Source organism: Nocardia sp. NPDC057455 (genome assembly GCF_042802775.1).
Taxonomy (GTDB): Bacteria; Actinomycetota; Actinomycetes; order Mycobacteriales; family Mycobacteriaceae; genus Nocardia.
The window spans coordinates 93,488-117,551 of the sequence record NZ_JBHVDM010000001.1; the positions used below are offsets into that span (position 1 = coordinate 93,488).

The following is a 24,064-nucleotide window of genomic DNA, read 5'->3' on the forward strand; positions in this document are numbered from 1 at the left end:
CCTCACCCTCCAGCACCGGAGCAGGCAGGTGCCGTATACGCGGTACACAGCTGGTCGATCAGCAGCGGAACCGTGATCGGGATCTCGACGGCGCTGCGCGAAGTCGGCTTGTCCTTTTCATACAGCAGGATGGTGATGAAGCCATCCGATTCGTACAGCGCGATACGTTGCGGATGCATGGTGGTGTCGAACGATTGGCGACTGGTCATGAGGCGGCGGCCGGTCGCGATGTCGAAGATCTCGAATGTCGAATCCTCGGCCACCACGACCGCGAGGGTGCCGTGATCGGCCAGGGCGAGGCCGACGATACGTTGCACCGTCACGGGAATCGTCGTTTGCTGTTGCCAGCCGCCGGAGGCGGACCGGTAGACGCGCAGCAGCCCCTCGCCTTCGGCGATTCCCGCGATCAGCGAGTCCGACACCGAGACACGCGCGCCCGGTCTGCTGATCTCCGCGGGCGCGGGCGTGGTGCGGACGTCGGAGGAATCGCCGTCCCATTCGGTGATCTGCAGCCGTCCTGCGTCGTCGCGCCAGAGGATCCGGCCGCGGTCGCCGTCGATGCCGTAGTCGACGACTCGGTCGGGCGGGATCGCGTCTACGAGTTTTCCGCTGTGGCAGTCGATCGTGCCACGTGGCCCCGCGGCTACCAGCAGCGCCTGTTGGGCCGACTTCTTGGATGTCTGGAAACCCGGAGCGGGGACGTACTTCGCAGGCCGCACGGCGCAGAAGTTGTCGGCGTCGCCAGTCTTTCCGGTCTCGGTGACCAGGATGGCACGGGTTTCCGGCCCGAGGAAATCGGCCAGAATCTCCTTCCCCGCGGGGTGCACGGCGAGTACATCGCCCATCTTCTCGTCGCGCCAGCTCCGTACCTTGCCGTTGGGCTGCACTATTCGCACATGGTCGTATCCCTTGATCACCCGGAGCGCGCCCAGCGCGGTCGTCGTCTCCGGCAGGGGCATCTGCCGCATCCCCCAGGGTTGGTTGGCGGCGCCCTGACTCGAGAGCACTTCGATCGGCAACTCGGCCTGAACAATCGCGATCTTCGACTCGTCGGTGCTCAGCGCCAGCCCGTCGTAAGCCGAACTTTTTCGCAGCACGGTCTTTCCGGCTGAGCCGTCGCCGCGGGCGGAGGAGAATCGGAGCCCCTCGTCGACGGAGACGACACCGCAGTCCGGACCCGAGGTGGCGAAGCCGTTGAATTTGCGTGCGAGGCGGTTGGCGTCGACGGCCCAGACGGCCGTGGATCGGGTGCCTCCGGTGAGATACACCTGTTCACCGTTCGCGCAGGCGCCGAGGACGGCGTCTTCCCCGGCTCGGCCCGCGCTCTGGCCCCACCCCGAGGGCAGCACACGCCAGGTGTCGCGAGGCATATGGTTGACCAGCGACGGGTACGCCAATTCGCCGGGCGGCCAGACAACCGAGGCGCCATCCCGGAATATGACGACGAAACCGTTTCTGATAGGCCGGATCCGTGTCGCGTGGAAGAACCGCTCTTCGCGCGCCCGATTCTCGATACGGACCGATCCGGGGGTGCCGGGCATGGAGACCGTGCCGTCCGCGGCTACCTCGGCGAGTTCACCGGTGAGTCCGTTCAGAGTCAGCCTGGGTGCGGAGTCGACGGCTTCCGGAGTCGCGGTCACTTCGGTGAGCGCGTATCCGTCCTGGTCCGGGCGCCCGAAGAGCCAGCGCCGATCGTCTGCGCGGACGGCGAAACCGCCCGAGTTGTCCAGCACATCGACCGTGCGCACCGGCTGATCGCCGAGCCGATGCACACCGTCGGCGCGCACTACGGCGATGCCGCCCGCACCGGCGACGACGGCCGCCGGAGCTTCGTGCCGTACGGCGGCGCTCGACATGCCTGCCAGTTCGGTCGTCTCGCCGGCATTGTCGGCGAAATACGAAATGCCCTGCGGTCCACCTTTCTCCTGGGTGGTCACGACGAGCCCCCCGGCGAACGTGTGCAGTGCGCACGACCAAGAACGCGGCCAAGCGGTGTCCAGCCTGCGGACCTCCCGGGTGACCAACGAGATGATCAATGGACCCGCGTCGCTACAGCCCGCGGCCCAGCGGGACCCGACCGAGGCGATCGCACTGAGCTTCGGTACGCGGAGCCGCGTCGCGAACAGCTGCCGCCCGGTCTCCAGGTCCCACTGGACCAGATACGAATCGTCGCCGTCCGGAGCATGCCCCCAGGCGAAAAGGTGCGAACTGTCGTGTGAGAAAGCGACACCCGTGCCGGGATAACCGGCGTCCGCACGCGGGAACTCGAACGCGTGCTGCAGTACGGCACTGGAGTCCGCGACGGCGAGCAATGCGGCGCGGACGCTGGTGCTCGACGACAGTTGCGCGGCTTCGACACCCAGCCGGATGCCGCGTGCTGCGGAGTCCCCGGCGGCGAGCAGCGCCTGCGCCGCGTTCGCTTCTGCCCTGGCCTGCACGGCCTCTCGGTCCGCGCGCGCACGATTGCTCTCGGAGCTTCGCCAATTGGAGAACGCCAGGGTGGCCGCGACAAGCGCCATCACCAGCAGAATGCTCAGCGCCGACACAATCGCCCTCGTCTGTCGCTGGCGGCGCTGCTGGAAGTTCGCCTCGGCGAGCAAGAGGTCCTCGGGGCGTATCCCCGCAATCGGCGCGTACAAGCCGACCAGTGCGGTCTCGTCGGTTCCGATCGGAGAACTCCGCAATTCGAGCCATTTCTGCTCCTCGGGGAACCGCTTCGAGAGCGCCGACGGCAGGAATCGCGGTTCGGCGAAGTCGTTGCGATCGTCATCCCACTTCAAATCCACCGACGGGTCGTGCCGCACCAGGAACAGGCGGGACACGTCACCACCGTTGTCCAACCAGTGCCGGATCTCGAGATCCACCCACGGAGACTTGTAGGTGTCCGGACCGAGTAGGACGATCAGGGAGCGGGAATTCTCCAGCGCGTCCTTGATCTCCCCGCTGAGCTTGCCGGCGATGAGGGACTGGGTATCCAAGAACAGGGAGATGAGATCGCCGTCGGGACGGTGCCGTTTCGACAAGGCGACGAGCGCGCGCTGCAACTGGTGCGCGGCCTTGCTCGAGGTCTGCGCTCGATAGGAGATGAACGCGTCGAAGCGAGTCGGCGTCTCGTTCGTCGGCGTGGGTGTTTCGTTCAGCACGACAGGCTCCCTGAGGTGGCGGCCAGAACCGCGGACTTGGGGAACTCTCTACGGGCGCCACCGGAGACCGCGACAACCGACCGCTTGTCGTCGACACCCGTGTAGCCGATCGTGTCGTCGCACGTCGGGCCGATCACCTGCGCCGCGCGGTCGGACTGCGCGAGTGCGTCGGTGAATGTCTGGGTCTGGACGTCGTAAGTACGGATCCATGACTGCGGTGCCGGATCGCACGTCTCGTCGCGCGGCGGTGCGTGCACCTGGCCGGTGACCACGACCTTGCCGTCGATCCAGCGCAGACTGTCGATGTAGAACCACGGATCGGACAAAGTGCCCGAGGACGTCATGCGGGCCAGGGGGCGATCGGGGTAGGTCTCCAGCTCGCGCATCTCCGCGAGATCGACCACGCGAAGATGGGCGATGGTGTGACAGGCTCCGCCGGATCCGCCCGCGGTGAGCGCCAGATAGCGCCGGTCGGGCGAAATCTCGGCGTCGAAGGTTCTTCCGTCGATCATCAGGTAACTCAGCAACTGCCCGGTGCGGGAATACCGCGCGACGACCTCCGGTCCCCGGCGCGCGCCGCCGAGCCGCGAGACGTAGGACAGATAGATGTGCTCGTCCGTCGCCGCCAGCACGTCCGGCGGCCGCGAGTCCTCGTCGGTACGGATGCCGAGCCAGCGTTCGTTCAGTCGAGTCGACGGTGTGGAACGGATTTCGCCGAGGCTGCCATCGAATTCGACCAGGTCGAAGCCGTCCCCGGCCCGGTAGTTCGCGCGCGCGGTGATCGCGATGTCGCCCGCGAGCGCGACGCCACGGCAGTCCATACAGGGTGCGGTACGGCGCGTACCCGTCGCGTCGACGATGCCGATCATGTTGCCGGACACCACGATCGCAGTGCCGCGATCGAGCCAGGCGACAGCTGCGCCGTTCCAGTTCCCGTCTTTGGGAGCGAAAGACGTCAATTCCCGAGCGCCGGTGCCATCGGTGACGGCGAGACCGGAATCGGTGTTCAGGATTGCGAAACCCCGGCCTGCGCTGGTCGCCGTGCCGGAGTTCCGGTCGCTGCCGCAGGCGGGTAGCACCGCCACCGTGACGAGTATCGCGAACAGCGGCCGCAGCGAAACACGAGAAAAAGAACGCACTTCCGCCCCCATCGATGTCGAAGTGATCGCGGCCGATGACGCCGCGACTCGATCACCGAATGATGGCACGAAAGACATTGCAGCACCGATGAGTTGCGTCATCGGGGCTGAACAAGACCCGGTACCTGTTTCGGACCCGCTTCCAGTCTGTCCGGGATATGTCCCGGATGGTACGAGAATAGATTCGCCCTCGACGAGGTGGTACCGCAACGGCACTCGGTGGTCGGTCGAGCGGGTGGCCTCGTCGCCCTCTCGGTGCGTCCGAGGGAAAGCGCACCCTTGGATATCCGATGCTCGGCGGACTCACAACGCGTTCGTCGGCCCTCCTTTCCCGCGGTTCTCTGTCGGTCTACCGGAAGCGAAGTCGAGCAGCTGCGTGAGTGCGTGGCGTTGGTCGGCCGACAGCCGGTCCGTGTAGGGGGCCAGGGCCACGCGAATCTCTTCTTGCACCCGTTCGGCGAGTTCGCTGCCCGCCGGGGTGATGAACACGTCGACCACCCGGCGATCCTCCGGCGATTTGCCTCGTGCCACGAGACCTCGGCGCTCGGCCCGCTCGACGAGACCGGACATCGTGGACTTGTCCAGCCCCAGAAACGCCGCCAGATCGGTCATCCGCGGGCGGCGGTCACGCAGAAGGCCGAGTAGCCGCAGCTGCGTGAGGGACAGGTCGTGCTCCGACCCGATGCGGGTGAGCACGGCCATCATCCGGAAGGACGTCCGAACGAGGGCGTCCTCCAGCGCATCGTCAGGTTTCATGACGCGATCGTACTTGACATAGTTTGTATTACCAACCAAACTCGGTTTAGTTGGTAATACAAACAAACTGAGGAGTTGCCATGCACGCAGCCGTCGTCACCAGCTTCGACGCTCCACCCCGATACAGCGAGTACCCCACTCCCGTGGCCAAGGGGGAGAACGAGATGGTCGTGGACGTTCTCGCGGCCGGTTTGCACCACCTGGTCAGGGCTCGGGCGAACGGCACGCACTACAGCAGCGCCGGCAGGCTCCCGTTCGTTCCCGGCGTCGACGGCGTCGTGCGCGACCAGCACGGAAACCTCAGGTACGCGGCTCTGGACGTCGGCGACCTGGGCACGTTCGCCGAACAGACGGTGATCGATCCCCGGCGCAGCGTGGTACTACCGGGCGACGTCGACCCGGTGCGTATCGCCGCCGCGATGAACCCGGCGATGTCGTCCTGGGTCGCCCTGCGCCGCCGCATCGCGTTCCAAGAGGGTCAACGCGTCCTCGTCCTAGGCGCCACCGGTAGCGCTGGACGCATGGCGGTGCAGATAGCCAAGCAATTCGGTGCCACACAGGTGATCGCCGCCGGACGCAACGCTTCCCGGCTCGCCGCGCTGCACGACCTCGGCGCGGACGAGGCAGTGACGTTCGAGCAGGCCGACCGCGCCGCCGACGTCGACGTGGTCCTCGACTACGTGTGGGGAGAACCCTCCGCCCGTGCGATGACCGCGATGATCACCGCCCGCCGCGACCGCCGCGCCCCGCTGGACTGGATCCAGATCGGATCCGTCGCCGGCCAGACGATTCCCGTCCAGTCCTCGCTGCTGCGCGCATCCCGGCTACAGATCTGCGGTAGTGGGATCGGTTCGGTCTCCTCCCGCGACTTCCTCGCGGAGTTACCGGAACTCGCCGTCGCGGTGCACACCGGCGCGCTCGACGTGCGGGCATGCCCCGTACCGCTCGCCCGGATCGCCGAGACCTGGAGCGCGGAGACGGGGGACCGCATCGTCTATGTGCCCTGATACAACTGACTCGACGTGTCGACCGAATGGGCGCCCATGCCGATGTCAGGATGATCTTTCGGAGGTGCGTCGTGCGAGGTCAGGGTTCTTCGCCGTCTTCGTGATGTCACAGTCGGACAGCGGGTTTCGGGCATCTGTGCGCCGCCCTCGCCGGGCAAGGGCCATCCGGTTCAACTAGGGATGCCGAGCGTGCCGGTCCAGGCGGCCGTATCGAGACCGGCACGCGCGGCGAGTACGAACATGGCGGCGAGGTCGTTGTCGGTGCGCGGTTGGAGATCGACCTCCGGGTAATGCTGTGCCTTCAACCGCACCATCGTCTCGGCAAAGGATCGAAGCGCGGTCTCGGTGAGAGCGCCACGCTCGGCGTCGTCGAGGAGTTGTTCACACAGCTCCGGCATACCGGTGTCGGTGGCGTCGAACTCGAGCCGGTCGGCGATCTCGCCGACGGCGCCCGCTCGTGTCGTCAAAGCCGAGATGCCACAGTCGAGTCCGTCGTCGGCCAGATCGTCGGGGTAGGGCGCACGGTGCCAGGCCTCCTCGTCGAACCAGTAGACGCAGCCGACCATGTAATCATCGATCAGGTCCTGCAGGTAGTGCCGCGGTAACCATTCCGGCGCTCCGGCCAGCAGGTCGATGGCGGGCTCGTACCCCTTGACCCGGCTCGATTCGTCCTCTCCGACGAGCACCGCACGGCCGTCGCCGAACCACTTCAGCACCCACCAGGTACAACCACAGTCGTCCCAGTGCAGGCCGTCGTCGTCGATCCAGTACCCCGAACGATGCTGCTGCGGCTCACGCTCTTCGTCGCGATCATAGGTAGCGACCGCGACGGCGGCCCACCGAGCCCACAGCAGTCGCGCATCCGGCAGATCGTCAGGACGCCCGGGCCGGTGTAGCTTCGCCAATGTCGCTCTCCTGCGTCGTGTTCGATGTGAGCTTCGGCAGCCGCTCCAGCATCGTGTGTACACGCAGTATCGCCGACCACCGCATCACCATGCGATATGACCGGCGCCGACGGCAACTCGAGCACTGGATCCTGCGCGAGGGTTCACGACCTGCTCGATTATCTCGCCGCCGACCACGAATACGACAAGGTGCTGCCGGCTTCTCGAGTCACTCGGGGGCGGACCCTGCGAACCGTTCCAGTGTCGTTTCGACCCACATGGCGGCGATCATTGGTTGACCAGCCCGACGCGTACGCAGCAGTGGGCGCGGCTTCGAGATCACATCCATCGCCATTGTTGATGCTCTGGTCGCGGCGGGATGATTTTCGTCCAGAAGTCGTGGCGCACCGCATCCCACAATTTGTTCAGTTCCGGGAGGAGTTCTCGTGCTTGTGCGAGATCCGGAAAGTCGTCGGGGCCGAAGGATACGATCGGCGTGGCGCCGGATGCGTCGTGGACGGCGACGATGGAGATCAGGTGGTCATGAAACAGCCGCCATGTCGCGCGCAATCCGCCGGCTTCGGTCAGTCGCATCTCTTCCATGCTGTCTTTCACCTTGTCAACTCTTTTTCCACAGTGTTTTCCACCGTTACCGGTGTCGACGGTGAGAAACACAAAATCTGTACCGACTTCAGCTCATGGATGTACCCGGTGGGGTGAAAATCTACGATCGAAGCCACTTTGGGGGCGCCGCCGTGCCGTGGGGCGCGGGAACGGCGGACGCTGATCGATTGGAGTATTTAGCACCAGCTCGCTTCCACCTGCTTACTCACGGTAAGTGCGGGCAACCAATGCCGAACGCAGGTGCCACAGCCCGCTTGCCTGGGTGGGATCGAACCCTGTGAGCTGACCGATCCGCTTGAGCCGGTAGTCCACGGTGTTGGTGTGTACGTGCAGGAGCCGCGCAGTGCGCTGGCGATTCAGGTTGTGCGCGATATGGACCTGCAGGGTCTCCAGAAGTTCCGGATGCTCGTCCAGTGGGTCGAGCAGCGACCCGACGCAGTCGCGGGCGGGGCCGGGGCGGGTGAGCTGGTATTCCAGAGCCAGATCGTCGAAGTGATACAGGCCTGGCACCGACCGCAGCCGGGTGACCATGTCGAGTAGTTGATGGGCTTGATCGGCAGCGGTGGGCACGATGTCGGTGGGGGCGGTGACCACCGCGGCGGTGATGGGCACGCGGGCCGCCTGCGACAGGTGCCTGATCAGTTCCTCGAGGGCGCCCTCGGTGATGTGATCGGCGGGGATGAGCAGGGTGCCGCCGTCGATCGACAACAGTGACAGCACGGTGTCGTCGCAGCGGGTGGCCAGCTCCGCCTGCACGCGCCGGAGTTTGCGGCGGGCGACGACTTGCGCGTCCAGAATCGGGTTGGATTCGTCCGGGTGCGATGGAATGGCGAGGGCTATCACGCGATAGCGGTCGGAGATTTCGATGCCGCATTCGCGGGCCATGGTGGAGGTGGGGTGCCCCCCGAGCAGCGCCGAGGTGAGTGTGTGCACCGCGGTGTGGTGCTCCGACACGACCGCGCGCAGTTCTCGCACATAGGCCATCGAGACCGCCATGGTCATGGTGTCGAGCATTTCGACGACCAGTTTGGCGCCGTCGAGAATGCTTTGGTAATCGGCCATGCTGAGGGCGAGCATCGGCTCGGTGTCGGTCGAGCCGGATGCACGCTGCTGCGCCAAGGCGGTGGAGACCACCAGGTCGAAGCCGATCTTGAAGCCCTCATGGATGGCGTGGTGAATGGTATCGATGGGTACGCCTTCGCGAGCCCATTGAGTCGCGGCGTCCTCGAGTCGCTCGGTTTTCTCCGGAACGTTGCTGCCGTCCAGAATGCTGACTGCCAGCTCCAGGCACACGCGGGTAATGACGGTGATGTCGCCGTGGATCGCGTCACCGGGCAACGTGCCGCAGGGGGCGACGGTCTCGACAAAATGCCCAACCATCTGCCGTGACAATGCCCGCACGTCTTTCAACGGCGACGATATAGGCCGGCCGGATACGGTGAGTCCTTGCCGGCGGGCAGAGGTGACGGACATCGTCGAACTTCCTTCCAGCCCCCGTTAGCTGCGATATTGCTCCAGCGTAACCAGAACAGGAACCGTGGGAACGGTTCACTCCGAGGATCGTGATATTTCGGCAGAAGTGGTCGGCAAGCGATAGTGATAGTTCACAATGGCGGTCGGCTGGAGCCTCGCCCTGATGTGCCGAAAGGCCGGTGAGTAATGCGGCATACGCTATCGACCGAGCGCTCGCCGAGGCGGGTACACGGCACGGGTAGATCAACCGTAAGCGATTCTCTCCAGCAGATCCAGCGCTTCGCCCACCTTGCTCAGTTCACCGGACGACAAGCTCTCCGACAAAACCGGCGCGAGAGTGTTGCTCGGTGACCCCTGCTGTCCGCGTACCCAGGCCAGGCCGTCGTCGGTGAGGATCAAGTTCACGCGGCGTCCGTCGATCGGGTCGCGGGCGCCCACGATCAGCCCCTTATCTCGTAACCCGTCGACGACATTGCGCATTGTCTGCGGGCGCAACATCTCCAGCCGTGCCAGATCGACAGCGGCCATGGCTCCGCATCGGTGCAAGCGTCCCAATACCGCCCACTGCGTCGCGGACAATCGACACTTATTCGGGTACGTCCGGGTACGGCGCAAAATGACTGTCAATGCAATACGTAGGCGCGCCGCCGTGGCGGCCAGTGCTGTGGCGTCCGCGATATCAACGGCTGACATGCAACTGCTCCTCACCTGATCGGGAACGATCCATGGGTGGCGTCCGGCCTCGGCGCCGTCGCTGACGGATACTCGGCCGTCGTCGCGGGCGGATGGCCTGCCACAGGCAGCCCTGATCGCGGCGGTGACGAGGTCGAACTGGGATACGCGCAGTCGTGCTCACCAAGAACCATGTCGCCACCGCCGCGTGCAACGGGGCTAGCCGGTCACAGGCAGAAGCTGAGCTCGATGGGGCCGACCGGGATGGGGACGCACACTTCCACCGAGCCTGCGACCGCGGTGGCCGCGGAGGCATCTGCCGAGGCCGTGCCGACGCCGAGGGCGGTGGCGGACAGCGCGAATGCGACGACGGCGAGCGGGCGGATAATTCTCGAGTTCATACAGTCATCCTCAGTCGTGTTCAGGTGGATTTTCCCGGGTCCGGGACGGAACGATCAGATCACGAACTCGGAGGCCGTTGGACATTGTTTTCGAGAATTTGGATTTCTAGATCAACTCTTTCCGAATCCGTCGTAGATCTTCACAGGATTCAGCGGCATTCGCACTAACTGTGACCCGAATGTACACGATAACTGTGTTCATTGATTGTGGCACTCGTCGCTGACATCGAATCGCGAGGTCGGCCAGGAGAGCTGCTGCCTCACTTCGGCACCCGCACTGGTCGCCGCGCCCACCGTCGAATGAAAACTCATGCAAATTTCCTGAGACCAGCTTTGCGCCGGTGGCGCGTTGTGACGCCGAGGAAGACGCTGTGGTTCGAAATAGCGTCGGTCACAAACATCCGTTTCGATCGCTTTTCGCGTCGCTATCGCCAGTACTTTGATCTCGGAAAACATCTCATGCCTGAGGCTGCCTGATCCGATGTCGGGAATCCGTCGTCCCGCAGCTGCTTTCGATGCCTGGCGAGCAAAATGTTCGACCGACCGGACCGGCCCATAGGCCTGGTGAAGGAGAAATATGTCCAGCGACACCGATACGACGCCTCGAGCAGACGCCGCACCTGAGAGCCCCTGGTCCGAACGGCTTTCGTCGATCTCCCGCCATGATTTGCCCGCCTCGATCGTGGTGTTCCTCGTCGCCCTGCCGTTGTCGCTGGGCATTGCCATCGCCTCCGACGCCCCTATCGCCGCCGGCCTGATCGCGGCCGCGGTGGGTGGCATCGCCGTCGGCTTCCTCGGTGGAAGCCCGATGCAGGTCAGCGGACCGGCTGCGGGCCTCACTGTGGTCGTCGCCGAGATCATCCACCAGTTCGGTTGGGGGACGACCTGTTTCATCTCCGTAGCGGCCGGCCTGTTGCAGATCGTGTTCGGATTGAGCCGGATCGCGCGCGCCGCGCTGGCGATAGCGCCGGTCGTCGTGCATGCCATGCTCGCCGGTATCGGTGTCACCATCGCGCTGCAGCAGGTGCACGTGTTGCTGGGCGGGGCATCGCGTAGCTCGGCTATCGAGAACATCACCGAACTACCCGGTCAGCTGCTGAACCCGCGCGGTGACGACTTCGTCATCGGCCTGATCGTCATCGGCCTCATCGTCGCCTGGCGCTGGGTGCCCGAGAAGGTTCGCCTGATCCCCGGCCCGCTGGTCGCGGTGCTGGTGGGTACGGTGCTGTCCCTGGTGCTGCCTGGCAATCCGGACCGGATCGAGATCGACAGCTCGCTGTTCAGCGCCATCGGCCTGCCGGCCCTGCCCAGCGGCAACTGGGGCGGGGTGGTGGCGTCGGTGTTGACCGTCGCCCTGATCGCCAGCGTGGAGAGCCTCCTGTCGGCGGTGGCCGTCGACAAACTGCACACTGGCAGGCGCACCAACTTCGACCGCGAGCTGCTGGCCCAAGGCGCGGCCAACATGACCTCCGGCATGCTCGGCGGCCTACCGGTCACAGGCGTGATCGTGCGCAGCTCCACCAACGTGGCCGCCGGTGCGCGGACCCGGGCTTCGACGATTCTGCACGGCATCTGGATTCTCGTGTTCTCCGTGGCGCTCGTCGGCGTCGTGCAGCAGGTCCCGAAATCGGCGCTGGCCGGGCTGCTCATCGTGGTGGGTATTCAACTGGTGAAACTGGCCCACATCCAGCTCGCCCATCGCACCGGCGACCTGGCGGTCTATGTGGTGACCATGGTCAGCGTGGTGCTTCTGAACCTGCTCGAGGGCGTGCTGATCGGCCTGGCCATCGCGTTCGCGATGCTGCTGTGGCGAGTGGTGAAGGTGTCGGTACAGGCCACACCGGTGGTGGGCACCGACCGCTGGATCGTCAGCGTCGACGGCACGTGCACGTTCTTGGCGCTGCCGAAGCTGACCAAGGAGCTGGCCACCGTGCCGACCGGTACCGACGTACGTGTCGAGCTGACCGTCGACTTCCTCGACCACGCCGGCTACGAGGCCATCCACGATTGGGCTCACCAGCACGAAAGTGCCGGTGGGAACGTGGAATTCGTCGAGATCGGCGCCGCGCGCATGGAACACGTCTTGACCGGACCGCCGCGGCGTGGCCGGTCGCGCGACGCGCTCGACGAGGTGCTCGGCCCATGGCGCGAGCGCAACGGCGACGCGGTCGCAGCCGGCGTGGTCGCCTACCATCGCAGCCACGCCCACGTGATGCGGCCGCATCTGGACCAGTTGCGCGAACGGCAGGATCCGCACTCGCTGTTTCTCACCTGTGCCGACTCGCGCATCGTGCCCAATGTGATCACCAACAGCGGCCCCGGTGATCTGTTCACCGTCCGCAACGTCGGCAACCTGCACCCCGCAGACGGATCGGACGCCTCGATCGAGGCGTCCCTGTCCTTCGCGGTGGAAAACCTGAAGGTGCACAACGTGGTGGTGTGCGGCCATTCCTCCTGCGGTGCCATGAAGGCCCTGCTGGCAGGCACCTCCGCCGGACCGGGACTGGACACTTGGCTCGCCCACGCCCGCCCGAGCCTGGATGCCTATCGTGCCGGGCACCCGGTGCGGGCCGTTGCGGCGGCCGCAGGTTACGACGAAACCGCCCAGCTGAGCATGGTCAATGTCGCCGTGCAGCTCGAGATCCTGCAACGCCACCCGGTGATCCGTCAGGCCGCCACCGCCCGCGGTCTGACGGTATCGGGCCTGTTCTTCGACATCTCCACCGCCTGTGTGCTCGAGGTCACCACCGACGGCATCAGCGAATTCACCGACCAGGTCGCCGAACCGGTCACCGTGACCGGTCGGGTGCGAGGTCGCCGGTCTGTCGGATGAATTCATGCCCCGCCGTTATGGCGCACCACCAGTGCGTGGCCCTGCCCGCCAGGAACATCGGCGAAGATGACCCGAGAGGCGGATCAGCTTCCCCGCAGCGCGGCGATGACCTGGTCAGCGGTGAGAAGGTGGGCCCGGCAGTCGCCCGGTTCGCCACCGTGCTGTCGCCCGCCCGATGTCGGTTGCCGGAGGTTCGCCGTAGAGCCATTCACGGGCCAGTCGATGCCAATTGTTGGTCGTCTCGAGCTGACCGAGTGCAGCGAAGGTGAACAACTCCGCCCGCCTGGAGAACACGTGCTCAGGAGGAAGGAGCTGATGTCGCATTCCCCGGAATTCATCCGCCCTCGGGTCGACGGCGAGCACCACTGCCGCGGTGGCGAGTTCGGGGGTGAGCGTGATCTCCTCGTCGAGCAGATGCCAACCCGAAGCGGCCCACACGTATTCCAGGCATTCCTGCGGTGTGACGCTCGCGTCCGGGTCGATGATGCCGCGTCCGACCCACGCCTGGTACAGATCCCCGGCCCGGTGTTCCCCGGCGGCGAGCAGGGACGCGCGCTCGAACTCGGCGTCCGCAGGATTCATGCGGTAGTAGAGCCCGAAGTCCACGAAGGCGACGCGACCGTCTTCGTCCAGAAGGATGTTGCCGGGATGCGGGTCACCGCAGAACTCGTAGTCGGAGAACAGCGGACTGATGTAGAAGCGGTAGATCAGCTCACCGATCCGATCTCGGTCGGCTTCGGGCAGAGCCTGAATCTCCTGAAAGGGCTTCCCTTCGACGAACTCTGTCACGAGAACGTGGTGCGTGCAGTGTTCTTCAACGCTATCGGGGACGGTGATGAAGGGATGTTCGTGGAAGCGCGAGGCGACTGCATGCTGAGTCCGCGCTTCGCGCAGGTAGTCGAGTTCACCACCGATGTTGCGTGCGATCTCGTCCAGCACGGCGGCGTCGGCCGCGCTCGGCAGCACGGATCTCCACAGCTTGGCGAACAGCTGCAAGTTGCGCATGTCCGCTTGGACGGCCTCGTCCACACCGGGGTATTTCACCTTCACCGCGACCATGCGCCCGTCATGCAACCTCGCCCGATACACCTGTCCGATCGAAGCCGCGGCCACCGGCGTCTCCTCGAAATCGGCGAACACGCGCGACATCGGCCCGAGATCACCCTCGATGACCTTCCGCATCGCCCTGAACGGAACCTCCGGTGCGCGATCTCGAAGTTCGGCCAGCTTCACCCGAAACAGTTCACGGTGCGATTCGGGGACGAGGTCGACATCGAGAACCGACAGCATCTGGCCCAGCTTCATCGCCGCACCCTTCATGCCGCCGAGCACCGTGACCATTTGCTGCGCGGCTTGCAGAGCGGACCGCTCGGCGAGTATCTGCCGGGCTTCGTCAGGCCGACCGATCATAGACAACCGAGTCCCGACTCCACGCACAGCCTGCCCCGCGACCAGTCGGCCCAGCCGACCGCCCCGCGTCAGTCGACCTCTGGGCAGCTGACCGGCCGCCATCAACACCTCCGTGGGCCGACCCATGACCGATACCGCGCGCCGCTGATGTCGACCGTGCCCGCAACCTCGGCATCAGCTCGTCGGTCTGACAACTTACAACAAGCAGCAGTGGGATTCGACAGCTGAAGATGAAGTGAGCAAAGCTCAGGTTCTGACCATAAGGCAGGGAAGTGTGATGTCGCAGAAAGCCGCTCGACAGCGCCGTCGCCCGACCCAGCAGCGCGCGAAGGAAACGAGGGAGCACATACTCGACACCGCGGCGCGGTTGTTCGGTGAGCGTGGAATCGCTGAAACCTCGACGAACCGGGTCGCGGCGGAGGCCGGGTTGAGCATTGGCACGGTCTATCGGTACTTCCCAGATCGGACCGCCATCGTCGACGAGTTGCTCGAGCGCCTCCTCGAGAACGCGGAGCGGCGCTTCACACAGTGGGTGTCCGACTTGTCGCAGCGCCCGATCACCCAACTGCTCCCCTCGGTCCCGAGGGTGTTCACCGAGATGCTGGAGCCTTTCACCGAAGAATTGGTCGCCAACGCGTATTTGGTGCGCGCGCTGGTCGACGGTGTTCAATCCCATGGCAGCGGCATTTCCGAGTTCGAACCGCGTCTGCGTCCGCTGGTCAAAGTGCTGTTGATCCAGCTCCTCGGTCCGGGAGACGATCAAAGGTATGACGTGATGGCGTACGTTCTGATCAATATCGGCTCAACGGCGGTGCTGCGCACAACGGCCCGAGAGGTCGACGACCATGAACGCCGCGAGGCCATCGCGATGACCGCGCAGATGATCGGCGCATGGCTCGAGGCCGAAGTACGAGCTGCTCACCTGCCGTCACTACGTTGAGCCTCGCGGCTGGGACGGTTTCAGCGCGTCCTGTCACTGACGCCCGCTCGATCTTCTGCGATCAGACGGACGATCTGGTTCGCGCGAATCGGGCATTCCATCCTGATCGGCCTACGGCTACCGGCATCGCTGCCGGATCTGGTGGCGGAAGGATTGCGCGACTCCCGGCCGACGTTCGCTGCTCGCTCGGCTTGTGAGCGTTTCCGCAAAAAGTGAGCAACCGTCTCGCGTATTCACCGAAGGATTTCTTCGAACGCTGTGACAAACAGTCTTCCGCCGCATGTCACCGCCGTGATTCATCGACATCGAGGGGGTGGGCAAAGAAGAGTGGAAGGTGAGTTCGGGATCATCTTATCGTTGCACCACGACCGATGAAGGGCCGCAGGTCGAATGCGGTTGCCGTAGGAGTTGGGCCGCCGCGTGCGGCTGCCGACTGCACCATCGGCCGGTAGAACCGCAGCAACCGGGCGGAAGGGAGTCGACGATGACAGCCGACGGGGCACTTCGGGATGGATTGACCGTCTCGGGCAAACCGATGCCATTACCCACAAAGGACGTCCGGGGCATGTCTCGACCGCTGGTCGGGCCCTCTACCGACGATGTGATGACCTGCGCCATGCTGCCCGGTGACGTCGTCACCGGCGACGTCACCGCCGTCACCCGGGTCTGTCTCGAGCTGTCTGTCAGCATGCTGGACAGGCAGAATATTCCGGCGAAGACCGGCCGGCTGGCCGAAGCGGCGGCCGATTGGGCCAGGGAGGGCGTACCGATCGATACGATCCTGCATTCCATCCATGAAGGATTGAAGCTCGGTATGGATCTCATCTTCTCGAACGTGACGGTGAAGGACTACGCCATTCTGGTAGACGGTGTGAAACTGGTGGTGGAAATGCTCGACCTCATGAGCGCGACCGTCGCCCGAGCCTATGTCCGTGAGCACAAGGCGGCAGTCAGTGAGCACCACACCGCCGTCCACACGCTGACCTCCGCGCTGCTGGGGGGATACGCCACCGCGACGAAGGCCCGCGAATACGGAATCGGCATCGCCGACGAGTATTCGGTTCTGGCATTAGATATTCAAAAACACCCGGACGAGCGGCATCCGATGCTCGACGGCAAGGTCGTCGCTCGTCGCAAACTGCGCCGCCTGCAGGCCGAACTCGCCACCCGCTGCGGCGATAACGCACTCGCGCTGCTCAGTGTGGACGGTGGGACGATCCTGATCCCGACTGCGACGCTGAGCGACGAGCGCCTCGACGAACTGCTCGCCCAGCTGTCGGCTGCCGCGCGCGTACCCGTGACAGCAGTCGTTGTCACCACGTCGGTTACCGGAGTGCCCGGTGCGGCCGACCGCGCTCACGAAGTGCTCGACATGGTGCGGCGGCTGCAGTGTGCCCCCGCTCTGTACCGTTTCGCCGATATGGCGCTGGAATACCAGCTGACCCGGCCGGGTCCGGGTCGTGAAACTCTAGGGGCGTTGCTGGACCCCCTCGATCATCACCCCGAGCTGCTCCAAACCATGCGGAGCTATATCAGCAACAACCTCAATCGCCAACGCACTGCCCGCTCGCTGCAAATCCACACCAACACCGTCGACTATCGGCTCAAGCGCATCAGCCAGCTCACCGGACTCGATCCCACCACCACGTCGGGTGTGTGGCAGCTGCGTTCGGCGCTCATCGCCCGCACGTTCAGTAAGCGCAGCAACCCCGATACCCAAGTCGACACCGTGTGAACTGCCATTGCGAATTCCGGCCTTTCGACACGCCGTCAGCCCAGCTCCAGCCGGATGCTCATCCGATGTGGGACTTCAACCGGCGATCCATGTCTCGGGCGTGCCCCGGTGACTGAGCGCGTGTGTCGGTCATCCGAGAATTGTCGATGCCTCGATTTCGGCTTGGGCCGCTGTCGCGATGAGGCGGGCGGTCATGACGATGACTTCCTGGCGCTCGCCGGTGTCGGCGTCGAGTAGCGCGGCGCGGACTGCCGCCGCGAAACCGATGTTGATCAGAACGAACGCTATTGCGTCGTGAGCATTCTCAGTGCAGGGGCCGAGCACCTGGATCAGCAAGACTTTCAGCAGCGCGCGCAGGCGTGGTTCGAATCCCGGGAGACCGCTGTCGTAGTACGCCAGCCCTCCCGCCAGCGCCCGCACCAGTGCAGCGTTGGCCACCAGTTCGTCGGTGATGGCCTCGAGAATGGTGACCGACAGCTCCAGAACTGTTCTGCCGGCGGAATCGGACACGCTGCGAATGAGGTGCTGTTCGATATTCTCCAGCAGCTTCTCCAGCAATTCTTCCACCATGACCGCGCGGTCGCTGAAGTGACGGTAGACGGTATTGACACTCACCCCGGCCTCGGCAGCGATCCGGTTGGTCGAGGTGTTGGCGATGCCGTGTTCTCCGAACAGGCGTGCGGCGGTATCGAGGATGTGCGCCCTGGTCGCCTTCGCCCGTTCCTGCGTCGGACGACGAGTCGCCTTCTTCGGCGGGGTCACGTACTCGCTCCTGTCTGCCGACCCGGGAGGCCGGGTGTTGTGCGACTGACGGTGCGCCGACTGTTCCCGTTCGACCTGCGTCATGCCGAGTCCTGTATGCGTTCGGATTCGATCCACACCGCGACCGCACGCGCGGTGATGGTGAGGGCCTGCCTACGTTGCTGGTTGTCGAGCTCGAGCACCGATGCGCGGAGTGCTGCCGCGATCCCGGTGTTGATCAACACGATGCTCATGATGTCGTATTTGTGGTCGTCGCCCGGGCCCAGCAGCTGGATAACCAGTACCTTGGCGAAAAGACGCAGACGGAGTTCGAGATCGGGAATTCCGGTGTCATAGAACGAGACCCCGGCCGAGAGCGCACGTATCAACTGGGCGTTGGCCACCAACTCGTCGGTGATGACCTCCAAGATGGACGTCACCAGTTCCGCGGTGGTTTGCTCGGCGAGGCCGAATACACGCTGAGTGAAGCGTTGTTCGGCATTTTCCACCAGCCGCTCGATCAGCTTGTCGACCATGACCGTGCGGTCGGTGAAATAGCGGTAGACGGTGCCGACGCTCACTCCGGCCTCGGTGGCGATCCGGTTGGCCGAGGTGTTGGCGATCCCGTGCTCTCCGAACAGGCGCGCGGCACTGTCGAGGATGTGCTCACGCGTCGCCTTCGCACGTTCCTGTGTCGGACGACGACGTGCCCCACTGTTCGGCGGCATAAGATACTCCTGCCTGCTGTCGCCGGGAAGGTCACCGTCGCCAACCCTACGATCTGACCTGGCGGCCACGGCCCGGAAGAAAAGCCGACCGCGAAATCCCGGTCATCCGTCTGACACCCCGAGTCGGCTGACCTCACTCGCCCGACGCGGCCGCACCCCCTGCGGATCTGATCGCGGCCGCAGCGGTTGTGGTCACCACCGCCTGTGAGTTGCTCCGTTTTCAGAGGGTATCTGTCACCATAATCAAGATTCGGGTTGGTGATGGTGCGACCCCCAGCTATAGATGGCGGTTCCCACATATTGTCGGCGGCTGAGGTCACACACAGTGGCGGCGATTGGACCCAGGGAACACGCGGTAATGCCGAATGCGGGCGGCAGTAAATGGGGTCGAGCGGCGGGGTATAGACGATCTAGTATCGCCCTCGTGGCGGATGTGGTGAACAGGCAGTGGGTGTTGAGGCGGCGGCCGGTAGGGGCGCTGCGGGACAAGGATTTCGAGTTGAAGAGTGTGCCGGTGCCGGTTCCGGGGCCGGGGGAGGCCTTGATTCGGGTGCGTTGGCTGGGGATCGATCCCACCCAGCGGGGCTGGCTCAATGAGGCTGACAACTATATCGACGCCGTCCCGATCGGCGCGGTGATGCGTGGTAGTGGTGTCGGGCAGGTGGTGCGCTCGAACGATCCGGATTGTCCAGTGGGTAGCTGGGTCGCGGGAATGGTGGGGTGGCAGGACTATGTCGTCCGGTCGGCGGGCGGGCTGTTCGGGTTGAACGTGGTGCCCGACGGTGTGCCGCCTACGTCGATGCTGAGTCTGTTCGGAGCGCCGGGTTTGACCGCGTACTTCGGTATGACGGATATCGGCCGACCCGAGCCCGGCCAGACGGTGCTGGTTTCGGCGGCGGCCGGCGTCACCGGGTCCATCGCGGGGCAGATCGCAAAGGCGTTGGGCTGCACGGTCATCGGAATCGCCGGCGGCCCGGATAAGTGCTCCTGGATCACCGAGCATGCGGGTCTGGATGCCGCCCTCGACTACAAACACGACGATATCGATGCCTGTTTGACCCGTCTTGCCCCCAACGGCGTCGACGTCTTCTTCGACGGTGTGGGCGGCCGTATCCTCGAGCATGGTTTGGCGCACCTTGCCCGTCGTGCGCGTGTCGTCCTGGCCGGGGCCATCTCTTCCGGGTATCAGGGCGCCGATCCGGCATGTGGGCCGCGGAACTATATGAGGCTGGCGCTGGACCGGGCGCGTATGGAGGGGTTCATCTTCCTCGATTACCTCGACCGTTTTCCGGAAGCCTTCATGGCATTGCGTGACTGGCAGGCCCAGGGAGCCATCACCATTGCCGAGACCATCAGCAGTGGACTGGAATCCGCGCCGAGCGCGTTGCGTGCCGTCTTCGAGGGTCGTAACCTCGGCAAGCAGCTGGTCGAGATCGCAGAGTCCTGACACACGACGGACACGAGATATGGACGCCTCCAGGTCTCCCGAATTACTGATGAATGCTGGGAATCTGTGCGCGACGAGTTCTGGCGGAACCTTCCTAGCTGATCATTGCTGGAGCGCTGGGAATCGACGACCCTAGAGGTGGTCGTCCTCGCCGCTCAGGAAACGCACCCCGGTCATCTCCTCTGCGAGCTGCCACAAGCGCAGACCGGTCTCGGCATCGCGAGCGCGCTGTGACATCTTGACCAGGACCGGTGGTCCGATCAGCTCCCGGCGCCCGGCCGGACCGTAGTAGTCGCCGCCGCGGGTCTCGGGATCGAGGGCCGCTCGTACTACCGGCAGTGCACCCTCGGCGGCGCTTTGGGTGAACCAGTTCGTCAAGCCGATCAGGCGAGGGTTGTACACCAGCCGCACCAGCGGGTTCTGCTGTCGCAGAATGCTGGTGCGCACTCCGCCGGGATGCGCGCCCACCGACAAGGTGGACGCGCCGCGTGCGGCGAGCCGACGCCCCATCTCGACCATGAAGACCATCGAAGCCATCTTCGATCGGCCGTAGGCGACGGCGGCGTCGAAGTTCTCCAGGGTGTCGAGTTCGCCGAAATTCAGTGTCGCCGAACGCCGCCGGTGCGTGAGGCTGCTGACGGTCACGATGCGACCTGCTCGTGAAGCGCTGATCTGGTCGATGAGCCGTCCGGTCAGGGCGAAGTGGCCGAGAAAGTTCGTCCCGAAGTCCGTCTCGAAGCCATCGGTGGTGCGCCCGGGACTCGCCGCCATCACTCCGGCATTGTTGATCAGGAGATCGATAACCGGCCACCGCGCGCGCAGCCGGCTCGCGCAGTCCTCGATCGATGCCGAACTTCCCAAATCCAATAGTACGGCGGCGAGTTTCGATCGAGGACACGTTTCCCGTATCGCGTCCAGGGCGGCCCCGGCGCGCTGGGCATCGCGGCAGGCCAGAATGACTTCGGTATTCGCTGCGGCCAGTTGCCGCGCCACTTCCAGGCCGATCCCGGTATTGGCGCCGGTGACGACGGCGACACGACCGCTCTGGTCGCCGTAATCCGGCACGGTCCATCGATTGATCCCAGGCATGGAGCATCTCGTCTCTCGGATAGGAGTCGTGCCGAACGCTGACAGCTAATGTAGACAACTGTCTAGACTAACGTCTGAACGGGGATCGGTCAGTAGGTCGGTTGATGTGGCGTCGAGGTCGGGTGCCTACATGGGGAGGACTGCGGTGGCGGATCGCGAACTTGTCGGCGATCAAGAACGATCCGCCCTCATCGGCGCTGAGCAGTCCTTTTTCGAGCAGGACGCGTCGCTCCTCGAGCAGGCCGGGCCAATGCCGCACAGGCACTGCGCTACCGCCGGCGCGGCGGTAACGTGATGGTGTGTCGGAGCGGGGGATCGAATTCAAGCCGGATGCGGATGACCCGAAGCGGGTGAAGCTGTACAGAGGTCTTCCGCAGGGCGTTTCCCGGGCCGAGGTCACCTACCGCGCCGAGGGTGGTATCCGCGGTACCCGGCTGGTGCGCTGTTCCGAGGCGGAGTTCGCGCATCTTCGCACCGCCGTCGACGGTGTCTACGAAGGGCCGTGGAGCGAAGCTCGTCAGATATCGGTGTCGGAAGCCCGGCACTACATCGACCAGGCGAAACGGCGGATCGAGCAGCAGGAGGACGAGATTCGCCGCAGGCGCGAGTCCGTGGACCTGACGTGCCCATGGTGTGAGCGGCAACGCACCTACCTCGGCATTCTCGGTTTCATCACCGGGCATACCGGCTTCATGACCGACCACCCCAGCGAGCTGGGCCAGCAGGTCGTCCAGCAGCATGCCTACCGGTGCGATCGATGCGGCTCCATGCAGCTGTTCGCCGATGGTTTCCTTCCCCACCCCTTGCCCGGCCGGAAGTCGTCGTAGCGCGGCGTCGCCGCATTCCGGATCGCACGCCCTCCCTCGAAACCCGATCAGAAGCGGAGCGGTGGCTGTGCGTTGACTACGCTGACGCGGTGCCCCAATCCGTGCCACTGACGAGACTTCTCGATGACGCGGGCTTGCTGTCACTCGAGCACCGGCTCCACCTCGAAGACGTGCTCGGCGCACACGTGTGGGAGGTCGACCTGGAGGACCGTCGGCTCGAATTCGCCGGCGACTCGGGCTCCTTCGTATGCACCGACGTCCATCTGCTGGGTACGGCCGACGCGGAGACGTGGCTGTGGGGGTGGGTCAATCCTTGGGGCTACCCCCAGTCGCTACTGCGTGCCGCGCAGACGGTGCGCGAGTTCGGCTTCCGTTACCGTGTCGCCGAATTGTGTTCGGCCGAACTGCCGGTGGCCCTCGGGGGTGCGTCGCCGGAGCCCTATCAGGTGGCCGGGCTGATGGCGGACGCCGCGAAGATCGTGTGCGGGCGCTGGACCTCCTACTGCGGTGTCATCGACGGCGCCTGCGTCGCGTTCCTCATCGACCATCCGGCGTTCGAGCTGCCCGCGCCCACCCCCTCCGGCCTCGCTCGGGTCCTGGCCTATGGTTTCGGTGCACTGCCGCTGACGGATCATCGGCGTGCCGTGTACAGCTACCTGAACCGGCGGGGGCTGGTCACCGAATTCGTCGACGACTACCGGTGGCTGGAATTCAGCGGCGACGGTCTGGCGGGTGAGGTCGAGTTCGACGCATCCGGCCGGATCGCGAACCTCGATATCCGGCTTGTCCCGGATGGCATCGATTCGCCCTGCGAGGCGCAAACGCAGTCGGCCCGATCCCACTGACCGTCGCAGCCGGGCGGACGGCGGCGGTCAGCTCGGTGGGAACTGGTGCTGGAACCAGTCGAGGATCTCGGGCAGGGCGGTCCGAGCCGATCCGGCGTGGTCCACCTCGCCCAAGTCGCGCAGCGTGGCGTTGTCGCTGCCGAGAGCTTGCAGGCAGTGCTCGGCATTGGGGTAGGGGACGGCGCGGTCGCCGTGGGAAGCGTAGAGCCGGACCGGCACGCGGGGCTTCCAGTCGCAGGTGCCGTCGCTCTCGGCGATGGCCGCGGCGACCGCGCCGGTCGGCTCGGTGGCCAACTGGAGGAACCGCGGGGTCAGCAATTGCGCGGGCGTTGTGGCCAGCGAGGTCACGATGGTGATCTCGTTGTGGAAGCCGTCGAAGAGTTCTTCGACTTTGTCGGCATAGGGTTGCTGGAAGGCTTCCGCGGGATCGTCGTAGAGCTGGTGGATGCGGTTCATCGAAGTGAGCCAATACGAGAGGAACAGCACCGCCGCGCCCGGTACGACGCGCCCGTCGAGTGCGGCGGGCGCTTGGACGTGCTGGAGGTCGTAAGGGCCGCTGACCGGGGCCAGGGCAGCGACCCCGAAGCCGGGGATCGTTCCGGCGTGCAGCGCTTTGCCGAGCGCCATCGCGGCGTGGCCTCCCTGGGAGAAGCCGGTCACGAGCACCTCCGGGTCCAGCTCTCGGCGCTGTTGCGCGGCAAGGGAATCGGCCGCGCGGAGAAGATCGGCCGAAGCGCTGGTCTCGGAGGCGGCATGGGTGTAGGGATGCGTCCCCGGACCATTCCCGAGGCCCAAGTAATCCGGCGCCGTCGCCGCGTATCCGGCGGCGGCGAACGCAACCGTACGCAGCCGCTCGGAAAGGTTGCGGGTGTCGACCGACGGCGCGTCGCTCTTCAGTGTCATGGTCCCGTGCTCGTAGCTGATCACCCGCAACCGCCGAGCGTCGGTGCGCGGCAGCACCACCAGCCCGCTGGCGGTGGTCGGCTCGCCCTGCGGGGTGATCGTGCGGTACTCGAGACGAAAGGCGTCGACACCGTTGCGGACGGGCGTCCGGATTCCGCCGTCGGCCAGCAGTGTCGCGGTCTGCTCGGGCGGCAGGCTCATCAGGGGAGTGGTCGATACGATCTCACCGCGGGCAGGCGGTGCTGCGCGGTCGGTGTTCCCGCATCCGGCGGCGGCTCCCAACAGGACGACCACCGCGGCCAGGCAGCGCCTCAGACGGTCCATTCCTCGATCCTCTCGATGCTCATCTGCTCCGCTCCATCATCGCCCGTGTGCGGGCGGGTCGCCGGATCCGGCGGTCACCTCGAATCTCGCCGAACGCTCGGCGCCGGGGAGCGGGTCGGGGAACACGCCGCGATCGTCTCTGC

21 protein-coding genes are annotated in these 24,064 nt (G+C 65.2%); 7 read left to right on the forward strand and 14 right to left on the reverse strand.

Annotated elements, in window-relative coordinates; translation table 11 throughout:
- Window positions 1-2: 2 nt before the first annotated feature.
- The 3 genes from ACFU5M_RS00430 to ACFU5M_RS00440 all read right to left on the reverse strand — a co-directional run bounded on the left by ACFU5M_RS00430 (window position 3) and on the right by ACFU5M_RS00440 (window position 5,038).
- Window positions 3-3,143, reverse strand: coding sequence for a TIR domain-containing protein (locus ACFU5M_RS00430; RefSeq protein WP_379041590.1), 3,141 nt, complete (start codon window positions 3,141-3,143; stop codon window positions 3-5).
- Complete coding sequence (locus ACFU5M_RS00435; RefSeq protein WP_379041592.1) at window positions 3,137-4,228, reverse strand: hypothetical protein; 1,092 nt, start codon at window positions 4,226-4,228, stop codon at window positions 3,137-3,139. Before ACFU5M_RS00435 ends, ACFU5M_RS00430 begins: the two co-directional genes overlap by 7 nt.
- A gap of 357 nt (window positions 4,229-4,585) precedes the next feature.
- On the reverse strand, window positions 4,586-5,038 hold the full coding sequence (locus ACFU5M_RS00440) for a MarR family winged helix-turn-helix transcriptional regulator (protein ID WP_379041594.1): 453 nt from the start codon (window positions 5,036-5,038) through the stop codon (window positions 4,586-4,588).
- An 80-nt stretch (window positions 5,039-5,118) separates the two neighbouring features.
- Between ACFU5M_RS00440 and ACFU5M_RS00445 the strand changes: the two genes are divergently transcribed.
- Window positions 5,119-6,045: a zinc-binding alcohol dehydrogenase family protein gene (locus ACFU5M_RS00445; RefSeq protein WP_379041597.1), complete on the forward strand. Its 927-nt coding sequence runs from the start codon at window positions 5,119-5,121 to the stop codon at window positions 6,043-6,045.
- A gap of 170 nt (window positions 6,046-6,215) precedes the next feature.
- On the opposite strand, the gene ACFU5M_RS00450 is transcribed toward ACFU5M_RS00445, so the two are convergent.
- From ACFU5M_RS00450 to ACFU5M_RS00475, 6 genes are all read right to left on the reverse strand, one after another.
- On the reverse strand, window positions 6,216-6,950 hold the full coding sequence (locus ACFU5M_RS00450; protein WP_379041599.1) for a hypothetical protein: 735 nt from the start codon (window positions 6,948-6,950) through the stop codon (window positions 6,216-6,218).
- 318 nt (window positions 6,951-7,268) lie between these two features.
- A complete protein-coding gene (locus ACFU5M_RS00455) occupies window positions 7,269-7,544 on the reverse strand; it encodes a hypothetical protein (protein ID WP_379041601.1) in 276 nt (91 codons plus the stop codon).
- Window positions 7,545-7,754: 210 nt separating this feature from the next.
- Window positions 7,755-9,026: a PucR family transcriptional regulator gene (locus ACFU5M_RS00460; protein WP_379041603.1), complete on the reverse strand. Its 1,272-nt coding sequence runs from the start codon at window positions 9,024-9,026 to the stop codon at window positions 7,755-7,757.
- A 243-nt stretch (window positions 9,027-9,269) separates the two neighbouring features.
- Complete coding sequence (locus ACFU5M_RS00465) at window positions 9,270-9,719, reverse strand: MarR family winged helix-turn-helix transcriptional regulator (protein WP_379041605.1); 450 nt, start codon at window positions 9,717-9,719, stop codon at window positions 9,270-9,272.
- Window positions 9,720-9,925: 206 nt separating this feature from the next.
- Entirely contained in the window at window positions 9,926-10,099 is a 174-nt protein-coding gene (locus ACFU5M_RS00470; RefSeq protein ID WP_379041607.1) for a hypothetical protein, read from the reverse strand.
- Between the two features lie 198 nt (window positions 10,100-10,297).
- Entirely contained in the window at window positions 10,298-10,690 is a 393-nt protein-coding gene (locus ACFU5M_RS00475; protein ID WP_379041609.1) for a hypothetical protein, read from the reverse strand.
- On the opposite strand from ACFU5M_RS00475, the gene ACFU5M_RS00480 reads away from it, so the two are divergent.
- Window positions 10,677-12,932, forward strand: coding sequence for a SulP family inorganic anion transporter (locus ACFU5M_RS00480; protein WP_379041611.1), 2,256 nt, complete (start codon window positions 10,677-10,679; stop codon window positions 12,930-12,932). The two genes, ACFU5M_RS00475 and ACFU5M_RS00480, sit on opposite strands and share 14 nt — an antisense overlap.
- A gap of 114 nt (window positions 12,933-13,046) precedes the next feature.
- Here the strand turns inward: ACFU5M_RS00480 and ACFU5M_RS00485 are convergent, their stop codons facing one another.
- On the reverse strand, window positions 13,047-14,444 hold the full coding sequence (locus tag ACFU5M_RS00485; protein ID WP_379041883.1) for an ABC1 kinase family protein: 1,398 nt from the start codon (window positions 14,442-14,444) through the stop codon (window positions 13,047-13,049).
- Window positions 14,445-14,577: 133 nt separating this feature from the next.
- Here ACFU5M_RS00485 and ACFU5M_RS00490 point away from each other — a divergent pair, with 133 nt between their 5' ends.
- Both ACFU5M_RS00490 and ACFU5M_RS00495 read left to right on the forward strand, forming a co-directional pair.
- On the forward strand, window positions 14,578-15,282 hold the full coding sequence (locus ACFU5M_RS00490; protein WP_379041613.1) for a TetR/AcrR family transcriptional regulator: 705 nt from the start codon (window positions 14,578-14,580) through the stop codon (window positions 15,280-15,282).
- A gap of 484 nt (window positions 15,283-15,766) precedes the next feature.
- Complete coding sequence (locus ACFU5M_RS00495; protein ID WP_379041615.1) at window positions 15,767-17,017, forward strand: PucR family transcriptional regulator; 1,251 nt, start codon at window positions 15,767-15,769, stop codon at window positions 17,015-17,017.
- 129 nt (window positions 17,018-17,146) lie between these two features.
- Here the strand turns inward: ACFU5M_RS00495 and ACFU5M_RS00500 are convergent, their stop codons facing one another.
- Both ACFU5M_RS00500 and ACFU5M_RS00505 read right to left on the reverse strand, forming a co-directional pair.
- The gene (locus ACFU5M_RS00500) at window positions 17,147-17,779 is read right to left on the reverse strand and encodes a TetR/AcrR family transcriptional regulator (RefSeq protein WP_379041617.1); all 633 of its coding nucleotides are present in this window, start codon (window positions 17,777-17,779) and stop codon (window positions 17,147-17,149) included.
- 80 nt (window positions 17,780-17,859) lie between these two features.
- Entirely contained in the window at window positions 17,860-18,486 is a 627-nt protein-coding gene (locus tag ACFU5M_RS00505; RefSeq protein ID WP_379041619.1) for a TetR/AcrR family transcriptional regulator, read from the reverse strand.
- 424 nt (window positions 18,487-18,910) lie between these two features.
- Here ACFU5M_RS00505 and ACFU5M_RS00510 point away from each other — a divergent pair, with 424 nt between their 5' ends.
- Window positions 18,911-19,933: an NADP-dependent oxidoreductase gene (locus tag ACFU5M_RS00510; protein WP_379041621.1), complete on the forward strand. Its 1,023-nt coding sequence runs from the start codon at window positions 18,911-18,913 to the stop codon at window positions 19,931-19,933.
- A gap of 132 nt (window positions 19,934-20,065) precedes the next feature.
- Here the strand turns inward: ACFU5M_RS00510 and ACFU5M_RS00515 are convergent, their stop codons facing one another.
- The gene (locus ACFU5M_RS00515) at window positions 20,066-21,022 is read right to left on the reverse strand and encodes an oxidoreductase (RefSeq protein WP_379041623.1); all 957 of its coding nucleotides are present in this window, start codon (window positions 21,020-21,022) and stop codon (window positions 20,066-20,068) included.
- 299 nt (window positions 21,023-21,321) lie between these two features.
- On the opposite strand from ACFU5M_RS00515, the gene ACFU5M_RS00520 reads away from it, so the two are divergent.
- Window positions 21,322-21,849 (forward strand): hypothetical protein, encoded by a 528-nt coding sequence (locus ACFU5M_RS00520; RefSeq protein ID WP_379041625.1) that lies wholly within the window; start codon window positions 21,322-21,324, stop codon window positions 21,847-21,849.
- 89 nt (window positions 21,850-21,938) lie between these two features.
- Window positions 21,939-22,694, forward strand: coding sequence for a DUF6882 domain-containing protein (locus ACFU5M_RS00525; RefSeq protein WP_379041627.1), 756 nt, complete (start codon window positions 21,939-21,941; stop codon window positions 22,692-22,694).
- Between the two features lie 27 nt (window positions 22,695-22,721).
- Here the strand turns inward: ACFU5M_RS00525 and ACFU5M_RS00530 are convergent, their stop codons facing one another.
- Window positions 22,722-23,921, reverse strand: a complete 1,200-nt coding sequence (locus ACFU5M_RS00530) for a lipase family protein (protein ID WP_379041629.1) — start codon at window positions 23,919-23,921, stop codon at window positions 22,722-22,724.
- Window positions 23,922-24,064 lie beyond the last annotated feature (143 nt).

Excerpts from the sequence above, each read along its gene's own strand:
- ACFU5M_RS00440 (WP_379041594.1), bottom strand. The coding sequence starts at position 5,038 with ATGAAACCTGACGATGCGCTGGAGGACGCCCTCGTTCGGACGTCCTTC.
- ACFU5M_RS00445 (WP_379041597.1), top strand. The coding sequence starts at position 5,119 with ATGCACGCAGCCGTCGTCACCAGCTTCGACGCTCCACCCCGATACAGC.
- ACFU5M_RS00460 (WP_379041603.1), bottom strand. The coding sequence starts at position 9,026 with ATGTCCGTCACCTCTGCCCGCCGGCAAGGACTCACCGTATCCGGCCGG.
- ACFU5M_RS00465 (WP_379041605.1), bottom strand. The coding sequence starts at position 9,719 with ATGTCAGCCGTTGATATCGCGGACGCCACAGCACTGGCCGCCACGGCG.
- ACFU5M_RS00470 (WP_379041607.1), bottom strand. The coding sequence starts at position 10,099 with ATGAACTCGAGAATTATCCGCCCGCTCGCCGTCGTCGCATTCGCGCTG.
- ACFU5M_RS00480 (WP_379041611.1), top strand. The coding sequence starts at position 10,677 with ATGTCCAGCGACACCGATACGACGCCTCGAGCAGACGCCGCACCTGAG.
- ACFU5M_RS00485 (WP_379041883.1), bottom strand. The coding sequence starts at position 14,444 with ATGGCGGCCGGTCAGCTGCCCAGAGGTCGACTGACGCGGGGCGGTCGG.
- ACFU5M_RS00495 (WP_379041615.1), top strand. The coding sequence starts at position 15,767 with ATGACAGCCGACGGGGCACTTCGGGATGGATTGACCGTCTCGGGCAAA.
- ACFU5M_RS00505 (WP_379041619.1), bottom strand. The coding sequence starts at position 18,486 with ATGCCGCCGAACAGTGGGGCACGTCGTCGTCCGACACAGGAACGTGCG.
- ACFU5M_RS00515 (WP_379041623.1), bottom strand. The coding sequence starts at position 21,022 with ATGCCTGGGATCAATCGATGGACCGTGCCGGATTACGGCGACCAGAGC.
- ACFU5M_RS00530 (WP_379041629.1), bottom strand. The coding sequence starts at position 23,921 with ATGGACCGTCTGAGGCGCTGCCTGGCCGCGGTGGTCGTCCTGTTGGGA.